Source organism: Allobosea sp., assembly GCF_036675845.1.
Taxonomy (GTDB): Bacteria; Pseudomonadota; Alphaproteobacteria; order Rhizobiales; family Beijerinckiaceae; genus Allobosea.
On the sequence record NZ_JAKFED010000036.1, the window covers coordinates 18,524 to 35,838 of the forward strand.

Consider the following 17,315-nt stretch of genomic DNA (forward strand, 5'->3'; position numbering starts at 1 on the left):
GTTCGAAATGAGCGCTAACCATCGCGACAGTCAGGGCCGGCCCATCGTCGCCGTCACCGGACTCGGTATTGTTACCTCGCTCGGCCAGGGCAAGCAGGCCAACTGGGAAGCGTTGACCGCCGGCCGCTCCGGGATTCACCGCATCGAGCGCTTCCCGACCGCGGGCCTGCGCACCACCATCGCCGCCACCGTCGACTTCGTCTTCGACCGGCCGGTCTCCGCCCCCGAGCTCTCCGAGAAGCTGGCTACCTTGGCCGCCGGCGAAGCCGTCGCCCAGAGCGGCCTCGGCCAGCCCGGCGATTTTCCCGGCGAGCTCTTCATGGCGGTGCCGCCGGTCGAGATGGAATGGCCGCAGAAGCAGGAGATCGCGCAGTCGATCGACGGCGATGCCGATTACGACGGCCTGCTGCGCGCCGCCGCGACGCATAAGTACAAGGCGATGCACGAGCTCTTCCTGTTCGGCGGCGTCGCCGAGCACATCGCCGAGACCTTCGGCACCAAAGGCTCGCCGATCTCGCTGTCGACCGCCTGCTCCTCGGGCGCGACCGCGATCCAGATGGGTGTCGAGGCGATCAGAAGAGGCGAGACTGAAGCTGCCCTGTGCATCGGCACCGATGGCTCGGTCCATGCCGAGGCACTGATCCGCTTCTCGCTGCTCTCGGCGCTCTCGACCCAGAACGACCCGCCCGAAGCCGCCGCCAAGCCGTTCTCGAAGAATCGCGACGGCTTCGTCATGGGCGAGGGCTCCGGCGCGCTGGTGCTCGAGGATTACGACCATGCCCTGGCCCGCGGCGCGACCATCCTCGGCATCGTCGCCGGCTGCGGCGAGCGCGGCGACGGCTTCCACCGCACCCGCTCGAGCCCGGACGGCAAGCCGGCGATCCTCGCCATGCAGGACGCGCTCGCCGATGCCGGGCTGACCCCCGACGATGTCGACTACATCAACGCCCACGGCACCTCGACGCCGGAGAACGACAAGATGGAGGCGATGAGCTGCTCGGCGGTGTTCGGCGAGCGCATGGCGAGCCTGCCGATCTCCTCGAACAAATCGATGCTCGGCCATACGCTGACCGCGGCCGGCGCGGTCGAGGCGGTGATCTCGCTGCTCACCATCGCCAATGGCCGCATCCCGCCGACGATCAACTACCAGCAGCCCGACGCGGCGATCGCGCTCGATGTCGTGCCCAACCAGGCCCGCGACGCGAAGGTGCGCACCGTCTTGTCGAACTCCTTCGGCTTCGGCGGCCAGAACACCTGCCTCGTCCTTACCGCGGGGCCGACGGTAACATGACGCGGATCCTCGTCACCGGCGGCGCCAAGGGCGTCGGCGCCGCCATCGTGCGCGCTTTGGCCGCGGCCGGCCACGATGTCGACTTCACCTACCGCTCCTCGGCTGAGCAGGCGCTGGAGCTCGCCGCCGAGATCGGCGCCGCCGCGCCGGACCGGCAGATCCGCGCCCTGCCGCTCGACCTTGCGGACAAGACCGGGCTCGACGCCTTCTGCGACACGGCCGAGGGCGAGAGCTATTTCGGCTTCATCCACAATGCCGGACAGCCCTATGATTCGCTCGCCGCCATGCTGGTGCAGGACAAGGCGGAAGCGGCGATGCAGGTCAATTTCTGGGCCTTCACCCGCCTCGCCAAGAGCCTGGTGCGCGGCATGATCCGGGCCAGGGCCGGCCGAATCGTCGCCATCGGCTCGGTCGCGGCGCTGCGCGGCAACCCGGGCAACGCGGCTTACGCCGCCTCCAAGGGCGCGCTGATCTCCTATGCCAGGACGCTCGCGGTCGAGACTGGCAAGCGCGGTGTCACCGTCAACGTCATCGCGCCCGGCTTCGTCGACACCGACATGATGGCGCCCTACGCCGCCTATCGCGCGAAGATGGAAAGCCAGATCCCGGCCGGCCGCTTCGCCAAGCCCGAGGAGGTCGCCGGTCTCGCGACCTTCCTGATGAGCGAGCCTGCCGCCTATCTCACCGGCACGGTGCTGCCGATCGATGGCGGGCTGGCCGCGCAGCTGGGCGTGCATCGCTAGCCCGCTGACGCTTCACGTGAAACATGCCTCGGGGACGGCGCGGTTGGCGGGGCTGCTCAAACCGCTTATGTTTACTCCGAACCGGAGTGAACCGCGATGACCGCAGCCTTCACGATTCGTCTCGACGACGAGACATTGGCCAGGCTCGACGCGCTGGCCGCCGATACCGACCGTTCGCGCAGCTGGCTGGCCGCCAAGGCGATCGAATCCTATGTCGCGCTGAACGCCTGGCAGATCGAGCAGATCAAAGCCGGTCTAGCGGAAGCCGATCGCGGCGAGTTCGTCAGCGAGGCCGATCTCGATGCGATCGAAGCTGAAATTCAGGCCAAGATCGATCGTCGATGAAGATCGTCTGGACGCCGCGCGCTCAACGCAATCTGCGCGATGCGGCTCGATACCTGACGCAGTTCAATCCGCTTGCGGCGCTCTCGACGGTGCGAACCATCCGCGCAGCGCCAAAGCAACTCCTACAACACCCTGCCAGCGGGCGACCGGGACGAATCGACGGCACCCGCGAGCTCGTGATCATCGGCACCTCATATGTCCTGCCGTACCGTGCTCATCGCGACGCCATCGAAATCCTTGCCGTCATACACACCTCCCGGCAATGGCCGGACCAGCTTTGAAAGACGACGATCCATGCGCTCTCTCCAGCTTCACGGCGACCGCGACCTCCGCCTCGAGGAGATCGAGCCGCCACCGCCGCCCGCCGCCGGCGAGGTCCAGATCCGGGTGCGGGCCGTCGGCCTGAACTATCTCGACGTCTGGGGTTTTCGCGGCATGGCCTTCGCCAAGCGCAAGATGCCGCAGGCGGCCGGCGTCGAGGCGGCCGGCGAGGTCGTCGCGGTCGGCGAGGGCGTCTCGCGATTCCGCGAGGGCGACACCGTGACGATGTACGGCGCCGAGACCTGCGGCCATTGCAAGGCCTGCCGCGAGGGCCGGGACAATCTCTGCGAGAACGTCGCCGGCATCATGGGCTTCCATATCGACGGCTTCGCCCGCGAGTTGATCAACCGGCCCGAGCGCCTGGTGATCAAGGCGCCGAAGGGCGTCTCCTTCGAGGATGCCGCCTGCGCGCCGATCGGCTTCGGCACGGTCCAGCACATGCTGTTCGACAATGCCAGGCTCGAGCCCGGCGAATCGATCCTCGTCCATGCCGGCGGTTCCGGCATCGGCACGGCCGCGATCAAGATGGCCAAGGCGATCGGCTGCACGGTCTACACCACCGTCGGCGACGACGAGAAGGGCGCCAAGGCCAAGGCGCTCGGCGCCGATTTCGTCGTCAACTACAAGACCGAGCGCTTCGAGGGCGAGGTCCGCCAGCTGACCAAGCGCAAGGGCGTCGACGTCGTCTTCGAGCATGTCGGGGCCGACACCTGGAACGGCTCGCTGCTCTGCCTGAAGCGCGGCGGCCGGCTCGTCACCTGCGGCGCGACCTCCGGCGCCTCGACGACGATGAACCTGATGCAGCTCTTCCAGCAGCAATACCGGATCACCGGCTCCTTCGGCTGCCGGATCGAGAACATCAGCCAGTCGCTCGAGAAGATGGCGGCGGGCATGACACCGGTGATCGATACGGTCTTCCCGCTGCAGGATTTCGAGAAGGGCCTCGCCCGCCTCGAAGGGCGCCAGGTCTTCGGCAAGGTCATCGTCACCTTCTGAGGCGCCAGGTCATGTGCCGGCAAGACTTGACGCGCCGGCCCCGATCCCGCAAGTCGCGGCATAGCGGCGGGAACGGACCCGCGCCTGACGGGGCCGGGCTCGAAGCTTGAAGCGGTTGAAGCAATACGCGACGCGCATCGGCGCGGCGGTCATGATCGGTCTGGTGCGCGGCGTCTTCGCCTTCCTGCGCATGCTCGGCCGCGAGCGCGCTTCCGACCTCGGCGGCTGGCTCCTGCGCTCGGTGAGCCCGCTGATCCCGGTCAACCGGGTGGCGCTCGCCAATATCCGCGCTGCCTTCCCGGGCATGGACGAGGCCGAGGTCCGGCGGATCGCGCGCGGCGCCTGGGACAATCTCGGCCGCACCGCCGCCGAATACGCCCATCTCAGGACGCTGTTCGACTACGACTACCAGAACCCCGACCCGAATGGCCGGGTCGAAGTCGCCGGCATCGAGCATTTCATCGCGCTGAAGGACGACGACCGGCCGGGGCTGATCTTCTCCGCCCATCTCGGCAACTGGGAACTGCCGGCGATCTGCGCCGCCGCCTATGACCTCGAGACCACCGCCGTCTTCCGCGCCCCGAACGACCCCGCCATCGCCGCCGTCGTCCACGAGATCCGCTCCGGCGCCATGGGCGGGCTCGCCGCCGCCAAGCCCGGCGCCGCCTTCGCCATGCAGGGCGTGCTCGAGGCCGGCGGCCATCTCGGCATGCTGATCGACCAGCATTTCACCCGCGGCGTCGTGGTTCCGTTCCTCGGCCGCCCGGCACTGACCAATCCGATCCTCGGCAAGTTCGCCCGGCGCTTCGAATGCCCCGTCCATGGCGTGCGCGTCATGCGCCTGCCCGGCCAGCGCTTCCGCCTCGAGCTGACGCCGCCGCTCGACCTGCCGCGCGATGCCGCCGGCGAGATCGACGTCGAAGGCGCGATGGCGATGATGACGGCCGTCGTCGAGGGCTGGGTCCGCGAGACGCCCGAGCAATGGCTCTGGATGCACCGGCGCTGGCGGCCGAACATGATCGGCGCCGAGGCGCTGCGGCGATTTGGGGACAAGGCGCCGCAGGAGCCGGCTTTCAAGGCAAAGTGATTTCCAAGTGAGCGAAGACTGGCGCTTCTGGTAAGGGCCTGTTTGTATCCTGGCTTCGAGTTGAAACCGATGTCCGTTCGCAACCGCTTCCTCGTCGTGCTCGCCGCCCTGCTCTCGGGCGGCTCGCCGGCGCATGCGCAGTCGGCTCAGGTGCAGCCCAGGGCGGTGGTCGAGCTCTTCACCAGCCAGGGCTGCTCGTCCTGCCCGGCCGCCGACGCGCTCTTCGTCGAGCTCGCCCGGGATCCCGGCCTGATCGCGCTGACCTTCCCGGTGACCTATTGGGACTATCTCGGCTGGAAGGACACGCTCGGCCAGCAGGTCTTCTCCAAGCGCCAGAAGCTCTATGCCAAGGCCCGTGGCGACGGCCAGGTCTACACGCCGCAGGCGGTGGTCAACGGCGCCAGCCATATCGTCGGCTCCGACCGGAGCGGCATCGAGAAGATCGTGGCGGAACAGGGCGCGGACGGCTTTGCCGTCAAGGTCGCGCTCAAGGAAGCCGACGGCGCGCTGCAGATCGCGCTCTCGCCGACCGGTGCGCCGACGGGCGAGAAGCCGGCCGGCGTCTGGGTCGTGGCGTATAGCCGCTCGACGGTGGTGCCGATCGAGCGCGGCGAGAACACCGGCAGGACCGTGACCTATGCCAATGTCGTGCGCGGCCTGACCCGTGTCGGCGACTGGTCCGGCTCGGCAGCCACCCTGACCGTGCCGCTCGACGCAACGCGCCCGCCCAAGGCCGACGGCTATGTCGTGCTGGTGCAGACCGACCAGTACCAGCGCGGCGGCGCGATCCTCGGCGCCGCGCGCGGCGGCGCTCGCTAGAGCATCGGACCGAAAAGTGGAATGCACTTTTCGGCAAAATCCGATGCTGAGACAAAGAGATAGATCGCCACTCCACGTCCGAAAGGACGCGCGGCGATCTAGAGCAGGATGCGAAAAAGTGAGAACCGGTTTTTCGCGATCATCCTGCTCCAACGCCTAGATGAGAGACGGGTGCGCCTGGGCCGCCCTACAGGATCACCACCTTGTTGGGCAGCTCGTCGAGATCGTCGGCGGCCGGCGGCGCATGTGCGGCGAGGACGTGGCCCACCGCTGCGACGGCCGCCTCCAACCCCTCGCGTAGCCGATCCTCGCGCGCCGCCACCAGCAGCGGCTCGATGATCGCCTTCCAGGTCGCCTCGTCGACCTTGCCGTCGATTCCGGCATCGGCGACAATCTCAGCATAGCGCTCCTGCACGGCGACATAGAGCAGCACGCCGGTCCGGCCCCGCGTCAGGGTCAGGCCCCGCGCCGTGAACTCGCGCAGTGCCGTTTCATGCGCGTGCCGCCGCTTGACGAAGCCGGGCACGAAGCGCCCGCCCCGGCCATACCAGAGCAGCACCGCCAGCAGCAGCGCCGCCGCGGTCAGCTGCAGCAGGAAGATGCGCGGCGCGCTCGTCATCGTCAGCGCCAGCAGCGGCCAGGGCACGAACAGGGCCACTGCGAGCGCGAGCACCACCGGGACGGCGAGATAGCTGCCGGCCGCGCGGTCGATCACCACCACGATCTCGCCCGAGGTCTGGCTTTCGGCCACCTCGACCGCTTCGGCGATGGCGTCGCGATCCTCGGAATCCAGCATTCTCACCAATCTCCCGAAGCGCCGCCGCCACCGGACGAGCCGCCGCTACCCGAAAAACCGCCCGAGCTGCCGGAGCTCCAGCCGCCGGAGGACGAGCCGCCGCTCCAGCCCGCGCCGCCCGCGGACGGCAGGGTCACCCAGCGTCCGTTGCGCATCCGGTGGCGGCGCGCCCCGCCGCTGGCGCGGCCGAGCTCGCGCATGAAGCTCACGATCAGGACGAACACCATGATCATGACGAAAATCACGGCGAGCGTCTCGGCGAAGGACGATTCGTCCTCACGCACCTGAGCACGTCGCTGCCATTCCTCGGCGTCCCCCGTCAGGATCGACAGGATCGCGTCGACACCGCCCTCGATGCCGCCGGTGAAATCGCCGTTCTTGAACTTCGGCGCGACCGCGGTGGTGATGATGATCTTGGAGAGCGCGTCGGTCAGCGCGCCCTCGAGCCCGTAGCCGACCTCGATGCGGACCTTGCGCTCGTTCGGCGCCACCAGCAGCAGCGCGCCGTTGTTCTTGGCCTTGTCGCCGAGGGCCCAGGCCCGGAACAGCCCGTTGGCGAACTCCTCGATGGTCAGGCCCTGCAGGGACCGCACGGTCGCGACCACCACCTGGTCGGTGGTCTTCTCCTCATGCGCCTTCAGCTTCTGCTCGATGCGGCTGGTGGCATCGGACCCGAGCAGCCTGGCATTGTCGACGATGCGCCCGCTGAGCGCCGGATAGCTCGGCTCGGCCGCCGCGGCGAGAAGCGGGAAGACGAGCAGAAGCGCCAGAAGCGCGAGCCAACGGATGAGCGTCATGGTCGGCCTTGAGCCGACCATCTCCTGCCGGAGATTCCCGGGTCGGCGCTGCGCTTCGCCCGGGAATGACGGCTTGCCGGCGCTATCGACGGCCGAGATCACGCCGAGCTGCCTCAGAACTTCACCGCCGGCGGCTGCTCCGTCCCTGCAGTCGCCGAGAAGGTTTCCATCGCCTTGGCGCCCCAGAACAACCGGGCCCAGATCACGCCGGGGAAGGTCCGGATCTCGGTGTTGAAGGCCTGCACCGCCTGGATGTAGTCGCGCCGCGCCACCGTCACCCGGTTCTCGGTGCCTTCGAGCTGCGACTGCAGGGCCAGGAAGTTCTGGTTCGACTTGAGGTCCGGATAGCGCTCGACCGTGACCATCAGGCGCCCCAGCGCGCCGCTGAGCTGGTTCTGCGCGTCCTGGAATTCCTTGAACTTGGCCGGATCGGTGATGGTCGAGGCATCGACCTTGACCTGCGTCGCCCTGGCGCGGGCCTCGATGACCTGGGTCAGGACCTCGCGCTCCTGCTGGGCATAGCCCTTCACCGTCTCGACCAAATTAGGGATCAGGTCGGCGCGGCGCTGGTACTGGTTCTGCACCTCGCTCCACGCCGCCTTGGCCTTCTCCTCCAGCGTCGGCACATTGTTGACGCCGCAGCCGGCGAGCGCGAGGCCAAGCAGGCCGACCAGAAGCAGGGCGAAGGGACGGCGGAGAGCCGGCGACGGCGCGACGAGAACCATGGGGAGGAACCTTGGGCTGGGGCGGGAGAAGGTCGGCAAGCCAAGCATAGCGATGCCGCCGGACAGATCAAAGCCACGCCGAGGATGGCGCGGCGGTGGCGAGGCGGGCTAGTCTTCTCCAGCAAGGGAAGAGGAGTGCCCGATGCGTCTTAGCCCGTCCTCGTTAGTCGGATTTTCGCTGTCCGCCGCCGGCCTCTGCCTGGCCCTTGCCGCTCCCGCAGTCGCGCAGGTGCTCGCCCCGGCTCCGGAAGCGTCGACCGGCCGCACCGCCCGGACGCTCGGCACGGCGCAGCGCTTCATGGCAGCCGCCGCCAACCCGCTCGCCGCCGCCGCCGGGCGCGACATCCTGCGCGCCGGCGGCAGCGCCACCGATGCGGCGCTCGCAATCCAGCTCGTGCTCAACCTGGTCGAGCCGCAGAGCTCCGGCATCGGCGGCGGCGCCTTCTTCGTGCACTGGGACGAGGCCGGCAAGACGCTGGCCACCCTGGACGGCCGCGAGACCGCGCCGAAGGCGGCCAGGCCCGAGCGTTTCCTCGGCGCCGACGGCAAGCCGATGAAGTTCGTCGACGCCGTGGTCGGCGGCCGCTCCGTCGGCGTTCCCGGCACGGTCAGGCTGCTGGAGGAGGCGCATAGGCGCTGGGGCAAACTGCCTTGGCCGCAGGTGATCGCGCCGGCGATCAAGCTCGCCGAAGAGGGCTTTGCCATCTCGCCACGGCTGGGCGGCCTGCTCGCGCTGGAAAAGAACCTGAGCAAGGACGCGCGCGCCGCCGCCTATTTCTACGAGCCGGACGGCAAGCCGAAGGCGGTCGGCACGGTGCTGAGGAACCCGGCCTTCGCCGCGACCCTGCGCAGCATCGCCGAGGGCGGCGCCGAGGTCTTCTACAAGGGCGAGATCGCGCAGGACATCGTCGCGACCGTCACCGGCCACAAGGACAATCCCGGCGACATCACGCTGGACGACCTCGCCGGCTACAAGGTCGAGGAACGCACGCCCGTCTGCGGCCGCTACCGCGTCTACACGCTCTGCGGCATGGGTCCGCCGAGCTCCGGCGCCATCGCCGTGCAGCAGATCCTCGGCATCCTGGAAACCAAGGACCTCGCCCGGCTCGGCCCCGGCCCGGAAGCGGCACACTGGTTTGCTGAAGCCGGCCGGCTCGCCTTCGCCGATCGGGCGCTCTACCTCGCCGACCCGGCCTTCGTCAGCGTCCCGGCGGCCGGGCTGATCGACCAGGGCTATCTGCGCGAGCGCGCCAGGCTGGTCAGCCCCGAAAAATCGATGGGCAAGGCGACCGCCGGCGACCCGCCGAACAAGCGGGCGCAGCTGCTCGCCCCATCGGACGGCATCGAAAACGGCACCAGCCACATCTCGGTCGTCGACGCCGCCGGCAACGCCGTCTCGATGACCACGACGATCGAGGACGGGTTCGGCTCCCGCCTGATGACCAAGGGCGGCTTCCTGCTCAACAACGAGCTGACCGATTTCAGCTTTGCGCCGCAGGAGGACGGCAAGCCCGTCGCCAACCGCGTCGAGCCCGGCAAGAGGCCACGCTCCTCGATGGCGCCGACCATCGTCTTCGACGCCTTCGGCCGGCTCTATGCCGTCACCGGCTCGCCCGGCGGCAGCCAGATCATCGGCTATGTCGCCAAGACGCTGGTCGCGCTGCTCGACTGGAAGATGGACCCGCAAGCTGCCGTCGATCTCGGCAATTTCGGCAGCCGCAACGGCCCGACCGAGCTCGAGAAGGGCAGCGAGGCGGAAAGCTGGAAGGCGGCGCTGGAGGCCAAAGGCCACGAGGTCCGCCTGCTCGAGATGACCTCGGGCATCCAGGCGATCGTCAAGACGCCGGCGGGCTATCTCGGCGGCGCCGACGGCCGGCGCGAGGGCGTCGCGATCGGCGATTGAGTGGCCGGACAGCCCTGCGGCAGGCATCGCTATCGCGACGCCTGCCGGCGATATGATCGCCGCGCGCTTTAGACTAGCGCGCGGCGGTGATCGACGCGATCAGGCCGGTCGCCATGCTGAGCAGCAGATAATTGTTGTCGACCCTGACCCAGGCTTGGCCGCGGCCGGGCCTGCGCAATCCGTGGCGGTGATAATCGCGCACGTGGCTGTGCCGGCGCCAGTCGTTCATGCGGTGTCCCTTCGCCCAGCGATGGCGACGGACCTCATGATGGCGGACATGGCCGCGAACTGGAGCATGCACCTTCTTCTTCTGAATATAATGGTGCTTACCGGGGTGATGGCCAGGGCCGTGATGCCTCGGCTGCGCAACAGCCGCAGAAGAAGAAATAACGGCAAGGCACGAAGCAATAATGAGAGCGCGCTTGAACATGATTATTCTCCACCAGTTGATGTGAAGAATTTAGATTTCAGGCATGAACCGAACCTGAATGACTGTATTAATGTTCTGTAATGAAACGGAAAGTCTGACCTCCGGAGAGGTCAGGCAGACTGTTCTTCAACGGATTGCGGGCCTGCCCCGGCCGGCGCGGAACGCGCGCGCCCTTCCCTGTCAGGCCTGCTCCGCTGCCCGCTCGCCGCCGGCCCCGCGCCCGGCGATCAGCCAGTAGACGAACCCGGTCGCCGCCCCCACCAGGAACAAGGCGGAAATGACCTGCAGCTCGGCACCGGTCGGCGAGCGTGCAAGGCCGAGCATGGCGAGCGGCAGCAGGGCGGCAAGAAGCCCGGTCAGGCCGCTCTGGATCAGGCCGCTGCGCAGCCGGAAGAGTTCCGAGCCGATCGCGACGAGCACGACCGGCGCCACCAGGATCGCAAAGCCGAGCCGGCCGAGCAGCGAGAACGCCGCCTCCGCCGCGGGCGCGGGATCGAAGCCGCGCTCGGCTTGGTCGAACAGCACCGCAATCAGTCGCTCGAAGCCGCCGCCGATCAGCAGGCCGAGATCGGGCGAGGCGACGCCGGCGAACAGCAGGGCGAACAGCCCGGCGCCGATCGCGAAAAGCAGCGCGAAGGGGATCAGCAGCAGCCAGCGCAGCATGGTCAGCTCGCGAGCGCCGCCGGCTGCTCGGCCTCGCTTTGCTCCAGCATCAGCCGGGCCCGGGCCGAGAGCTTCTCGGTCTCGCTCTTGAGCTGGCCGCAGGCGGCGAGGATGTCGCGGCCGCGCGGGGTGCGCACCGGCGAAGCGTAGCCGGCGCGGAAGACGATCTCGGAGAAGCGCTCGATCCGCTCCCAGTCCGAGCACTCGTAGCGCGTGCCGGGCCAGGGATTGAACGGGATCAGGTTGATCTTGGCCGGGATGCCCTTGAGCAGGCGCACCAGCTCGCGCGCCTCGGCATCGCTGTCGTTGACGCCCTTCAGCATGACGTACTCAAACGTGATCCGCTTGGCGTTGGTGAGGCCGGGATAGTTCCGGCAGGCCTCGAGCAGATCCCTGATCGGGTACTTCTTGTTCAGCGGCACGAGCTCGTTGCGCAACTCGTCGCGGACCGCGTGCAGCGAGATCGCCAGCATCGTGCCCATCTGCGCCCCGAGCGCCTCGATCTGCGGCACCACGCCCGAGGTCGAGACGGTGATCCGCCGGCGGCCGAGCGAGAGCCCCTCATTGTCGGAGATCACGTCGATGGCGTCGCGCACGCCGTCGAAATTATAGAGCGGCTCGCCCATGCCCATGAAGACGATGTTGGAGACGAAGCGCCCGCCATCATTGGGCACGAAGGCGCCATCCGGCGCGCTGCGGTTGGGGAAGTCGCCGAGCCGCTCGCGCGCCACCATCAATTGCGCGACGATCTCCTCGGTCGTCAGGTTGCGGACCAGGCGCTGCGTCCCGGTGTGGCAGAAGGTGCAGGTCAGCGTGCAGCCGACCTGGCTCGAGACGCAGAGCGTGCCGCGGTCGACCTCGGGGATGTAGACGCATTCGATCTCGGCGCCGCGGTCATGCGGGCCGGTCGGCGCCATCCGCAGCAGCCATTTGCGGGTGCCGTCGGTCGAGACCTGCTCGGCCGTCACCTCCGGCAGGTCGAGCGTGAAGCGCTCGGCGAGCGCCGCCCGCAACCCCTTGCCGATCGTCGTCATCGCGGCGAAATCGCGGACGCCGTAATGGTAGATCCAGTTCCAGAGCTGGCCGACGCGCATGCGCCGCTCCTTCTCCGGAACGCCGATCTCGGCCAGCGCTTCGGCCATGCCGGCGCGCGTGCGCCCGGCCAGCGACGGGCGTCGCAAAACGGAATCGGCCGCCGGAGCGGCAGCTTCAGGAACGGAAACGGTCATCGGATCTCGGCTCAAAACGGGCGATCGCGCCCGGAATTGGCCGCCTCATAGCACGAGAGCGGCCATCCGCGAAACCGGCAGCAGCGCAAGGCCTCCTTGCAAGGCCTGCTTTACTTGCAAGGCCTACTTGCAGGCGTCCTCGGCCCGCTTGACGATCTGCGAGATGCCGGCCAGCGAATATTTGTCGCTGGTCGGGTTGCCGCGCTTCGAGGTGCCCTTGATCTCGAGCCCCGAGCCCTTGCGCAGCGCGTCGAGCATGCGGCCTTCCTCGGCCGGGTTCTTCAGCCAGATGTTCTGGCCCTTGGCGACGAGGACGAAGCGGTCGTTGCCGATGATCGCCTGATGCTCGACATCTTCCTTGAGGTCGAAATTCATCACCAGGCTGATCTCGTTGCGCACGCCCTCGGTCGGCCGGCTCGAAATGAACAGCAGCCCCTCGACATCCTTGAGGTTGGCGGGCGAACGGCTCTCGGCCTTGGAGAGCGCGTAGCAGATCTTCGAGCGGCCCTGCTGCGAGGAGAAGGCCTGCCATTTGCCGGCGGTCTCGAGCAGGAGCGCCTGGCCCTGGCCGCTGGAAGCGCGCTGTGCCTGGGCGGAGCCGGGCAGAAGCAGCCCCAGCGCCGACAGGCTGAAGAGGATGGCCGCCGACAATGGGCGGCGGGCGAAGGAGGAAGCCGACTTGCGAATCATGGATCGCCACTAATCATCAGAAATCTTAACGCCGAATGGAGACTACGCGAGATCGGCGATCGGGATTGCGCGCCGCGGCGCATAGAATGTCACGATCCTGGCGAAAATGCGAATAATCCGCTGCGGTTTCCGGCCGGTTCCACTCGCGGCCACGGCGTGCGAGCTTGCGCCGGCCCGCGCCGCAAGGCTCTGGAGAAACCGGTAAAGGGACCGACTGCCGATGAAGGCATTGCTTTGCGAGGCCCATGGCCCGGCCGAGACCCTGGTCGTCCGCGACCTGCCCGAGCCGAAGCCAGGCCCGGGCGAGATCGCGATCCGGGTCACCGCCGCGGCACTCAACTTCTTCGACACGCTGGTCATCCAGGGCCGCTATCAGGTCAAGCCGACGCTGCCCTTCTCGCCCTCGGCCGAATGCGCCGGCACCGTCAGCGCGCTGGGCGAGGGTGTCACCGGCTGGCGCCTCGGCGAGCGGGTCGCGGCCTGGCTCGGCCATGGCGCAGCGCGCGAGCAGGTCGTCGTGTCGGCGCAAGCGGCGGTGCGGGTGCCCGATGCGCTCGACGACCGCCAGGCGGCCGGCCTGTTCGTCACCTATGGCACCGCCATGCACGGGCTGATCCAGCGCGGCGAGGTCAGCGCCGGCGAGACGCTCGCCGTGCTCGGCGCCGCCGGCGGGGCCGGGCTCGCGGCGGTCGAGATCGGCGCGCTGCTCGGCGCCCGCGTCATCGCCTGCGCCTCCGCGCCGGAAAAGCTGGCGCTGGCCCGCGAGCACGGCGCGCAGGAGGGGCTCGACTATGCGGCCGACGAACTGCGGGCCGGCCTGCGCCGCCTCGCTCCGGAAGGGGTCGACGTGCTCTACGACACGGTCGGTGGCGACCTTGCGGAGCCGGCACTGCGCTCGATGGGCTGGGGCGGGCGCTATCTCGTCGTCGGCTTCGCCGGCGGCGGCATCCCGAAACTGCCGCTCAACCTGCTGCTGCTCAAGGGCTGCGACCTGCGCGGCGTGTTCTGGGGCGATTTCGTCCGGCGCGAGCCGGCAGCCCACCGCACCAATATGGAGCGGCTGCTCGCCTGGGCCGCGGCCGGGAAGATCCGCGCCCATGTCCACGCCGCCTTCCCGCTGGAACGCGCCGCCGAGGCCTTCGCGCTGATCGCCGAGCGCAAGGCCCGGGGCAAGGTCGTGCTGACGCCCTGACGGCGCTCAGAGCTCCTCCAGGAGCTTCTTCGCCCTGGCCCGGTGCTCGGCCGTGATCGAGCCAGCCACCGCCGCCACCGCCGCCGCGATCACCGCCGCATCGTCGGTGAAGCCGAGGAAGGGCATGAAGTCGGGCAGCGCATCGACCGGCAGCACGAAATAGCCGAGCGCGCCGAGCAGGGTCAGCCTGACGCGCCGCGGCGTCGCCGGGTCGCGGGCGCAGAGCCAGGCGGCAAGCCCATCCTCGGCGAAGGGGATGCGCTTGGCCACGCGCCGGAGCAGGCCCATGAACTCCGAGCCGAAGCGCTCCTCGTTCCGCAGGCTCCGGCGGATCGCCGACATCTCCTCGCGGGTGAAACGGCGGCTGAAGCTGAACCCGTCGCTCATCTTTCTCCTCCATGGCGCGCCGGAGACGGCGCGCTTTCGACGCGAAGATGTGGTCCCGCGCGCAACGCTGCACAAGGGAGCCGGCGAGAATCGCACTTGGAGCCGGAGCCTCGCCCCTCTAAAGGCCTTGCGCAATGTCAAAAGCTTGAGGAACGCGCCATGCAGCTCGATTCGTCCCTTGCCGCCATCGTCACCGGCGGCGCTTCCGGCCTCGGCGAGGGCACCGCGCGCATGCTCGCCTCCCATGGCGTCAAGGTCGCGCTGTTCGACCTCAATGCCGAGCGCGGCGAGGCGATCGCCAAAGAGATCGGCGGGCTCTTCGTCGCCTGCGACGTCACCGACGAGGCCTCCGTCGACGCCGCGCTGGAGAAGTCCCGCGCGGCCCATGGCGTCGCCCGCATCGTCGTCAACTGCGCCGGCGTCGCGCCGGGCCGCCGCGTCGTCTCGAAGAAGCGCGAAACCGGCGAACTGGTCGCCCATGACCTCGCCACCTTCGAGAAGGCGGTGGCGATCAACCTGACCGGCACCTTCCGCCTGGTCGCCAAATCGGCCGTGGCGCTGGCGGCGCTCGAGCCCATCACCGAGGATGGCGGCCGCGGCGTCTTCGTCTGCACCGCCTCGGTCGCCGCCGAGGACGGCCAGATCGGCCAGGCGGCCTACGCCGCCTCCAAGGCCGGCGTCGTCGGCATGACGCTGCCGATCGCCCGCGACCTGGCGGGGGTCGGCATCCGCATCGTCACCATCCTGCCCGGCCTGTTCGAGACGCCGATGTTCGCCGGCCTGCCCGACGAGGCGCGCGCCGCGCTCGCCGTCTCGGTGCCGCATCCCTCGCGCCTCGGCAAGCCGGCCGAATACGCGGCGCTGGTGAAGAGCATCGTCGAGAACGACATGCTGAACGGCACCTCGATCCGCCTCGACGGCGCGATCCGGCTGGCGCCGAAATAAGGCGAGGGCGTCATGCTCGGGCCTGCCCCGAGCATCTCCTGAAAGAGCTTCTCGGGTCGGCGCGGAGTTTATCCTTGGGCCGGCCAAAGGCCGGACCCGAGGGCGCCGCCCGAGAATGACGGGTCGTTATTCCGCCCCCTCGCGCTTGATCTCGTGCTTCAGGATCAGCGGCGTCTGCGCCAGCGCGAACACCATGGTCATCGGCATCACGCCCCAGACCTTGAAGGCGACCCAGAAATCCTGGCTCTGCGTCCGCCAGACGATCTCGTTCAGCGTCGCCAGCACGAAGAAGAACAGCCCCCAGCGCAGCGTCAGCCTGCGCCAGCCCTCCTCGTCGAGCTGAAGCACGGAATCGAGCACCAGCGACAGCAGCGAGCGGCCGAACCAGAGCCCGCCGAGCAGCACGGAGCCGAACAGCGCGTTGACGATGGTCGGCTTGACCTTGATGAAGAAGGCGTCGTCGAGCGCGATGGTCAGGCCGCCGAACACCGTGACGACGACGGCGTTGACGATCGCCATCCGCGGCAGATGGTTCATCAGGAGCTTGGACAGCGCCAGCGACAGCAGCGAAGCGGCGATGAAGATGCCGGTGGCGACGAAGATGCGCCGGTCCGAGGCGACGCCGAACAGCCGGTCGCCATAGGAATTGGCGAAGAAGAACACTGCGAGTGGCCCGAATTCGAGCGCGAGCTTGAGCAGCGGATTGACCGGCTTTGGTTTCGCCGCTTCCGTCGCGCTCGCCGCCGTTTCGCTCATGCCATCTCTCCCAATCCCGCCACGGCCCGCGCGAAGTCGCGGGCCTGGAACGGCTCCAGATCGTCGACGCTCTCGCCGACGCCGATGAAATGCACTGGCAACCCGAACTGCGCCGCCAGCGCCACGAGGATGCCGCCGCGGGCCGTGCCGTCGAGCTTGGTCATCACCAGCCCGGTGACGCCCGCCGTCTCGCGAAAGGCCTCGACCTGGCTGATCGCGTTCTGGCCGACGGTCGCGTCGAGCACGAGCAGCGCCGCATGCGGCGCCTGCGCATCCAGCTTGCGGATCACCCGCACCACCTTGGCGAGCTCGTCCATCAGCCCCGTCTTGTTCTGCAGCCGGCCGGCCGTGTCGATCAGCAGCACGTCGGTTCCGGCCGCCTTCGCCTTCTGCAGCGCCTCGAAAGCGAGGCCGGACGCATCGGCGCCCTGCTGGCCGGCGACCACCTCGGTCCCGGTGCGCTCGCCCCAGACCTTGAGCTGCTCGATCGCGGCGGCGCGGAAGGTGTCGCCCGCCGCCAGCATCACCGACTTGCCCTCGGCCCGGAGTTTCGCCGCGAGCTTGCCGATCGTCGTCGTCTTGCCCGAACCATTGACCCCGACCATCAGGATGACGAACGGCTTTTTCGTGGCGTCGATCACCAGCGGCCTGGCGACGGGGGTGAGGATCGCCTCGACCTCGCGCGCCAGGATCGCCTTCACTTCCTCCGGCTCGACCTGCTTGTCGTAGCGGCCCTCGCCGACCGCCTTGGCGACGCGCGCGGCGGTGGCGAGGCCGAGATCGGCCTGGATCAGGATGTCCTCGAGGTCCTCCAGCGTGCCGGCGTCGAGCTTGCGCTTGGTGAAGAGGTCGGCGATGCCGGTCGTCAGCGCCGAGGAGGTCCGCGACAGCCCTTCGGTCAGGCGCCGCCACCAGCTCCGCTTCGGCTGGGCCGGCTCGGCGGCGGCGATCGGCAAGGGCGCGTCCTCGCCGAGCAGGATCTCCGGAGCCAGCGGCGCCTCCGGCTCGGGCTCTGCCGGTATCTCGGCCGATAGCTCGGCGACCGGCTCGGCCGGGGCCTGCGGTTCCGCTTCGGCCGGCGGCGGCACGGCCTCCGGGATTTGCTCGGCGGGAGGCTGTGGCTTGGCCGGCTCGTCCAGCCCGAACAGCTTCGAGAAGAAGCCGCGCTTTTTCGGTTCGGTCTCGCTCATCACTCGTCCT

Annotated in this window: 20 protein-coding genes; 10 read left to right on the top strand and 10 right to left on the bottom strand. The window is 68.7% G+C overall.

All coding sequences use genetic code 11. From position 1 onward, the window contains the following. Nucleotides 1–7 precede the first annotated feature (7 nt). The 7 genes from V6M56_RS03095 to V6M56_RS03125 all read left to right on the top strand — a co-directional run bounded on the left by V6M56_RS03095 (nt 8) and on the right by V6M56_RS03125 (nt 5,602). Nucleotides 8–1,291: a beta-ketoacyl-ACP synthase gene (locus tag V6M56_RS03095; protein ID WP_332681117.1), complete on the top strand. Its 1,284-nt coding sequence runs from the start codon at nt 8–10 to the stop codon at nt 1,289–1,291. Next, nucleotides 1,288–2,034 (top strand): SDR family oxidoreductase, encoded by a 747-nt coding sequence (locus V6M56_RS03100; RefSeq protein ID WP_332681119.1) that lies wholly within the window; start codon nt 1,288–1,290, stop codon nt 2,032–2,034. Before V6M56_RS03095 ends, V6M56_RS03100 begins: the two co-directional genes overlap by 4 nt. Before the next feature lie 96 nt (nt 2,035–2,130). Further along, nucleotides 2,131–2,379, top strand: a complete 249-nt coding sequence (locus V6M56_RS03105) for a CopG family ribbon-helix-helix protein (RefSeq protein ID WP_332681121.1) — start codon at nt 2,131–2,133, stop codon at nt 2,377–2,379. Beyond that, entirely contained in the window at nt 2,376–2,660 is a 285-nt protein-coding gene (locus V6M56_RS03110; protein ID WP_332681123.1) for a type II toxin-antitoxin system RelE/ParE family toxin, read from the top strand. The genes V6M56_RS03105 and V6M56_RS03110 overlap by 4 nt, the downstream gene beginning before the upstream one ends. Nucleotides 2,661–2,673: 13 nt before the next feature. Next, nucleotides 2,674–3,696, top strand: a complete 1,023-nt coding sequence (locus V6M56_RS03115) for a zinc-binding dehydrogenase (RefSeq protein WP_332681125.1) — start codon at nt 2,674–2,676, stop codon at nt 3,694–3,696. Nucleotides 3,697–3,847: 151 nt separating this feature from the next. Then, the gene (locus V6M56_RS03120; RefSeq protein ID WP_442881067.1) at nt 3,848–4,783 is read left to right on the top strand and encodes a lipid A biosynthesis lauroyl acyltransferase; all 936 of its coding nucleotides are present in this window, start codon (nt 3,848–3,850) and stop codon (nt 4,781–4,783) included. A 69-nt stretch (nt 4,784–4,852) separates the two neighbouring features. Next, nucleotides 4,853–5,602, top strand: a complete 750-nt coding sequence (locus tag V6M56_RS03125) for a DUF1223 domain-containing protein (protein ID WP_332681130.1) — start codon at nt 4,853–4,855, stop codon at nt 5,600–5,602. A 187-nt stretch (nt 5,603–5,789) separates the two neighbouring features. Here the strand turns inward: V6M56_RS03125 and V6M56_RS03130 are convergent, their stop codons facing one another. The 3 genes from V6M56_RS03130 to V6M56_RS03140 form a co-directional block, all read right to left on the bottom strand. Further along, nucleotides 5,790–6,398, bottom strand: a complete 609-nt coding sequence (locus V6M56_RS03130) for a TPM domain-containing protein (protein ID WP_332681131.1) — start codon at nt 6,396–6,398, stop codon at nt 5,790–5,792. Nucleotides 6,399–6,400: 2 nt separating this feature from the next. Beyond that, nucleotides 6,401–7,195, bottom strand: a complete 795-nt coding sequence (locus tag V6M56_RS03135) for a TPM domain-containing protein (RefSeq protein ID WP_332681133.1) — start codon at nt 7,193–7,195, stop codon at nt 6,401–6,403. A 113-nt stretch (nt 7,196–7,308) separates the two neighbouring features. Continuing rightward, nucleotides 7,309–7,920, bottom strand: coding sequence for a LemA family protein (locus tag V6M56_RS03140; RefSeq protein ID WP_332681135.1), 612 nt, complete (start codon nt 7,918–7,920; stop codon nt 7,309–7,311). Between the two features lie 142 nt (nt 7,921–8,062). On the opposite strand from V6M56_RS03140, the gene ggt reads away from it, so the two are divergent. Then, nucleotides 8,063–9,823 carry a gamma-glutamyltransferase gene (gene ggt, locus V6M56_RS03145; protein ID WP_332681136.1) on the top strand — a complete coding sequence of 587 codons (1,761 nt, stop codon included), beginning with the start codon at nt 8,063–8,065 and terminating at the stop codon, nt 9,821–9,823. Nucleotides 9,824–9,896: 73 nt separating this feature from the next. Here the strand turns inward: ggt and V6M56_RS03150 are convergent, their stop codons facing one another. The 4 genes from V6M56_RS03150 to V6M56_RS03165 all read right to left on the bottom strand — a co-directional run bounded on the left by V6M56_RS03150 (nt 9,897) and on the right by V6M56_RS03165 (nt 12,835). After that, nucleotides 9,897–10,253 carry an RcnB family protein gene (locus tag V6M56_RS03150; protein ID WP_332681137.1) on the bottom strand — a complete coding sequence of 119 codons (357 nt, stop codon included), beginning with the start codon at nt 10,251–10,253 and terminating at the stop codon, nt 9,897–9,899. Nucleotides 10,254–10,433: 180 nt separating this feature from the next. Next, nucleotides 10,434–10,916 carry a hypothetical protein gene (locus V6M56_RS03155; protein WP_332681140.1) on the bottom strand — a complete coding sequence of 161 codons (483 nt, stop codon included), beginning with the start codon at nt 10,914–10,916 and terminating at the stop codon, nt 10,434–10,436. A gap of 2 nt (nt 10,917–10,918) precedes the next feature. Beyond that, nucleotides 10,919–12,145, bottom strand: a complete 1,227-nt coding sequence (gene rlmN, locus V6M56_RS03160) for a dual-specificity RNA methyltransferase RlmN (protein WP_332681142.1) — start codon at nt 12,143–12,145, stop codon at nt 10,919–10,921. A gap of 123 nt (nt 12,146–12,268) precedes the next feature. Continuing rightward, nucleotides 12,269–12,835, bottom strand: coding sequence for a hypothetical protein (locus V6M56_RS03165; RefSeq protein WP_332681143.1), 567 nt, complete (start codon nt 12,833–12,835; stop codon nt 12,269–12,271). A 220-nt stretch (nt 12,836–13,055) separates the two neighbouring features. On the opposite strand from V6M56_RS03165, the gene V6M56_RS03170 reads away from it, so the two are divergent. Continuing rightward, on the top strand, nt 13,056–14,027 hold the full coding sequence (locus tag V6M56_RS03170; RefSeq protein WP_332681145.1) for an NADPH:quinone oxidoreductase family protein: 972 nt from the start codon (nt 13,056–13,058) through the stop codon (nt 14,025–14,027). A gap of 6 nt (nt 14,028–14,033) precedes the next feature. On the opposite strand, the gene V6M56_RS03175 is transcribed toward V6M56_RS03170, so the two are convergent. Next, nucleotides 14,034–14,414 (bottom strand): YkvA family protein, encoded by a 381-nt coding sequence (locus tag V6M56_RS03175; RefSeq protein WP_332681146.1) that lies wholly within the window; start codon nt 14,412–14,414, stop codon nt 14,034–14,036. 159 nt (nt 14,415–14,573) lie between these two features. Here V6M56_RS03175 and V6M56_RS03180 point away from each other — a divergent pair, with 159 nt between their 5' ends. Continuing rightward, on the top strand, nt 14,574–15,359 hold the full coding sequence (locus V6M56_RS03180) for an SDR family NAD(P)-dependent oxidoreductase (RefSeq protein ID WP_332681148.1): 786 nt from the start codon (nt 14,574–14,576) through the stop codon (nt 15,357–15,359). Between the two features lie 126 nt (nt 15,360–15,485). On the opposite strand, the gene V6M56_RS03185 is transcribed toward V6M56_RS03180, so the two are convergent. Together V6M56_RS03185 and ftsY are read right to left on the bottom strand one after the other, a co-directional pair. Further along, nucleotides 15,486–16,115 (bottom strand): septation protein A, encoded by a 630-nt coding sequence (locus tag V6M56_RS03185; protein WP_332681150.1) that lies wholly within the window; start codon nt 16,113–16,115, stop codon nt 15,486–15,488. Continuing rightward, nucleotides 16,112–17,305, bottom strand: a complete 1,194-nt coding sequence (gene ftsY, locus V6M56_RS03190; protein WP_332681153.1) for a signal recognition particle-docking protein FtsY — start codon at nt 17,303–17,305, stop codon at nt 16,112–16,114. Before ftsY ends, V6M56_RS03185 begins: the two co-directional genes overlap by 4 nt. Nucleotides 17,306–17,315 lie beyond the last annotated feature (10 nt).

What these genes read in the sequence shown, in the direction of transcription:
- V6M56_RS03095 (WP_332681117.1), top strand. Translation starts at nt 8, where the DNA reads ATGAGCGCTAACCATCGCGACAGTCAGGGCCGGCCCATCGTCGCCGTC.
- V6M56_RS03100 (WP_332681119.1), top strand. Translation starts at nt 1,288, where the DNA reads ATGACGCGGATCCTCGTCACCGGCGGCGCCAAGGGCGTCGGCGCCGCC.
- V6M56_RS03105 (WP_332681121.1), top strand. Translation starts at nt 2,131, where the DNA reads ATGACCGCAGCCTTCACGATTCGTCTCGACGACGAGACATTGGCCAGG.
- V6M56_RS03110 (WP_332681123.1), top strand. Translation starts at nt 2,376, where the DNA reads ATGAAGATCGTCTGGACGCCGCGCGCTCAACGCAATCTGCGCGATGCG.
- V6M56_RS03115 (WP_332681125.1), top strand. Translation starts at nt 2,674, where the DNA reads ATGCGCTCTCTCCAGCTTCACGGCGACCGCGACCTCCGCCTCGAGGAG.
- V6M56_RS03120 (WP_442881067.1), top strand. Translation starts at nt 3,848, where the DNA reads ATGATCGGTCTGGTGCGCGGCGTCTTCGCCTTCCTGCGCATGCTCGGC.
- V6M56_RS03125 (WP_332681130.1), top strand. Translation starts at nt 4,853, where the DNA reads ATGTCCGTTCGCAACCGCTTCCTCGTCGTGCTCGCCGCCCTGCTCTCG.
- V6M56_RS03130 (WP_332681131.1), bottom strand. Translation starts at nt 6,398, where the DNA reads ATGCTGGATTCCGAGGATCGCGACGCCATCGCCGAAGCGGTCGAGGTG.
- V6M56_RS03135 (WP_332681133.1), bottom strand. Translation starts at nt 7,195, where the DNA reads ATGACGCTCATCCGTTGGCTCGCGCTTCTGGCGCTTCTGCTCGTCTTC.
- V6M56_RS03140 (WP_332681135.1), bottom strand. Translation starts at nt 7,920, where the DNA reads ATGGTTCTCGTCGCGCCGTCGCCGGCTCTCCGCCGTCCCTTCGCCCTG.
- ggt (WP_332681136.1), top strand. Translation starts at nt 8,063, where the DNA reads ATGCGTCTTAGCCCGTCCTCGTTAGTCGGATTTTCGCTGTCCGCCGCC.
- V6M56_RS03150 (WP_332681137.1), bottom strand. Translation starts at nt 10,253, where the DNA reads ATGTTCAAGCGCGCTCTCATTATTGCTTCGTGCCTTGCCGTTATTTCT.
- V6M56_RS03155 (WP_332681140.1), bottom strand. Translation starts at nt 10,916, where the DNA reads ATGCTGCGCTGGCTGCTGCTGATCCCCTTCGCGCTGCTTTTCGCGATC.
- rlmN (WP_332681142.1), bottom strand. Translation starts at nt 12,145, where the DNA reads ATGACCGTTTCCGTTCCTGAAGCTGCCGCTCCGGCGGCCGATTCCGTT.
- V6M56_RS03165 (WP_332681143.1), bottom strand. Translation starts at nt 12,835, where the DNA reads ATGATTCGCAAGTCGGCTTCCTCCTTCGCCCGCCGCCCATTGTCGGCG.
- V6M56_RS03170 (WP_332681145.1), top strand. Translation starts at nt 13,056, where the DNA reads ATGAAGGCATTGCTTTGCGAGGCCCATGGCCCGGCCGAGACCCTGGTC.
- V6M56_RS03175 (WP_332681146.1), bottom strand. Translation starts at nt 14,414, where the DNA reads ATGAGCGACGGGTTCAGCTTCAGCCGCCGTTTCACCCGCGAGGAGATG.
- V6M56_RS03180 (WP_332681148.1), top strand. Translation starts at nt 14,574, where the DNA reads ATGCAGCTCGATTCGTCCCTTGCCGCCATCGTCACCGGCGGCGCTTCC.
- V6M56_RS03185 (WP_332681150.1), bottom strand. Translation starts at nt 16,115, where the DNA reads ATGAGCGAAACGGCGGCGAGCGCGACGGAAGCGGCGAAACCAAAGCCG.
- ftsY (WP_332681153.1), bottom strand. Translation starts at nt 17,305, where the DNA reads ATGAGCGAGACCGAACCGAAAAAGCGCGGCTTCTTCTCGAAGCTGTTC.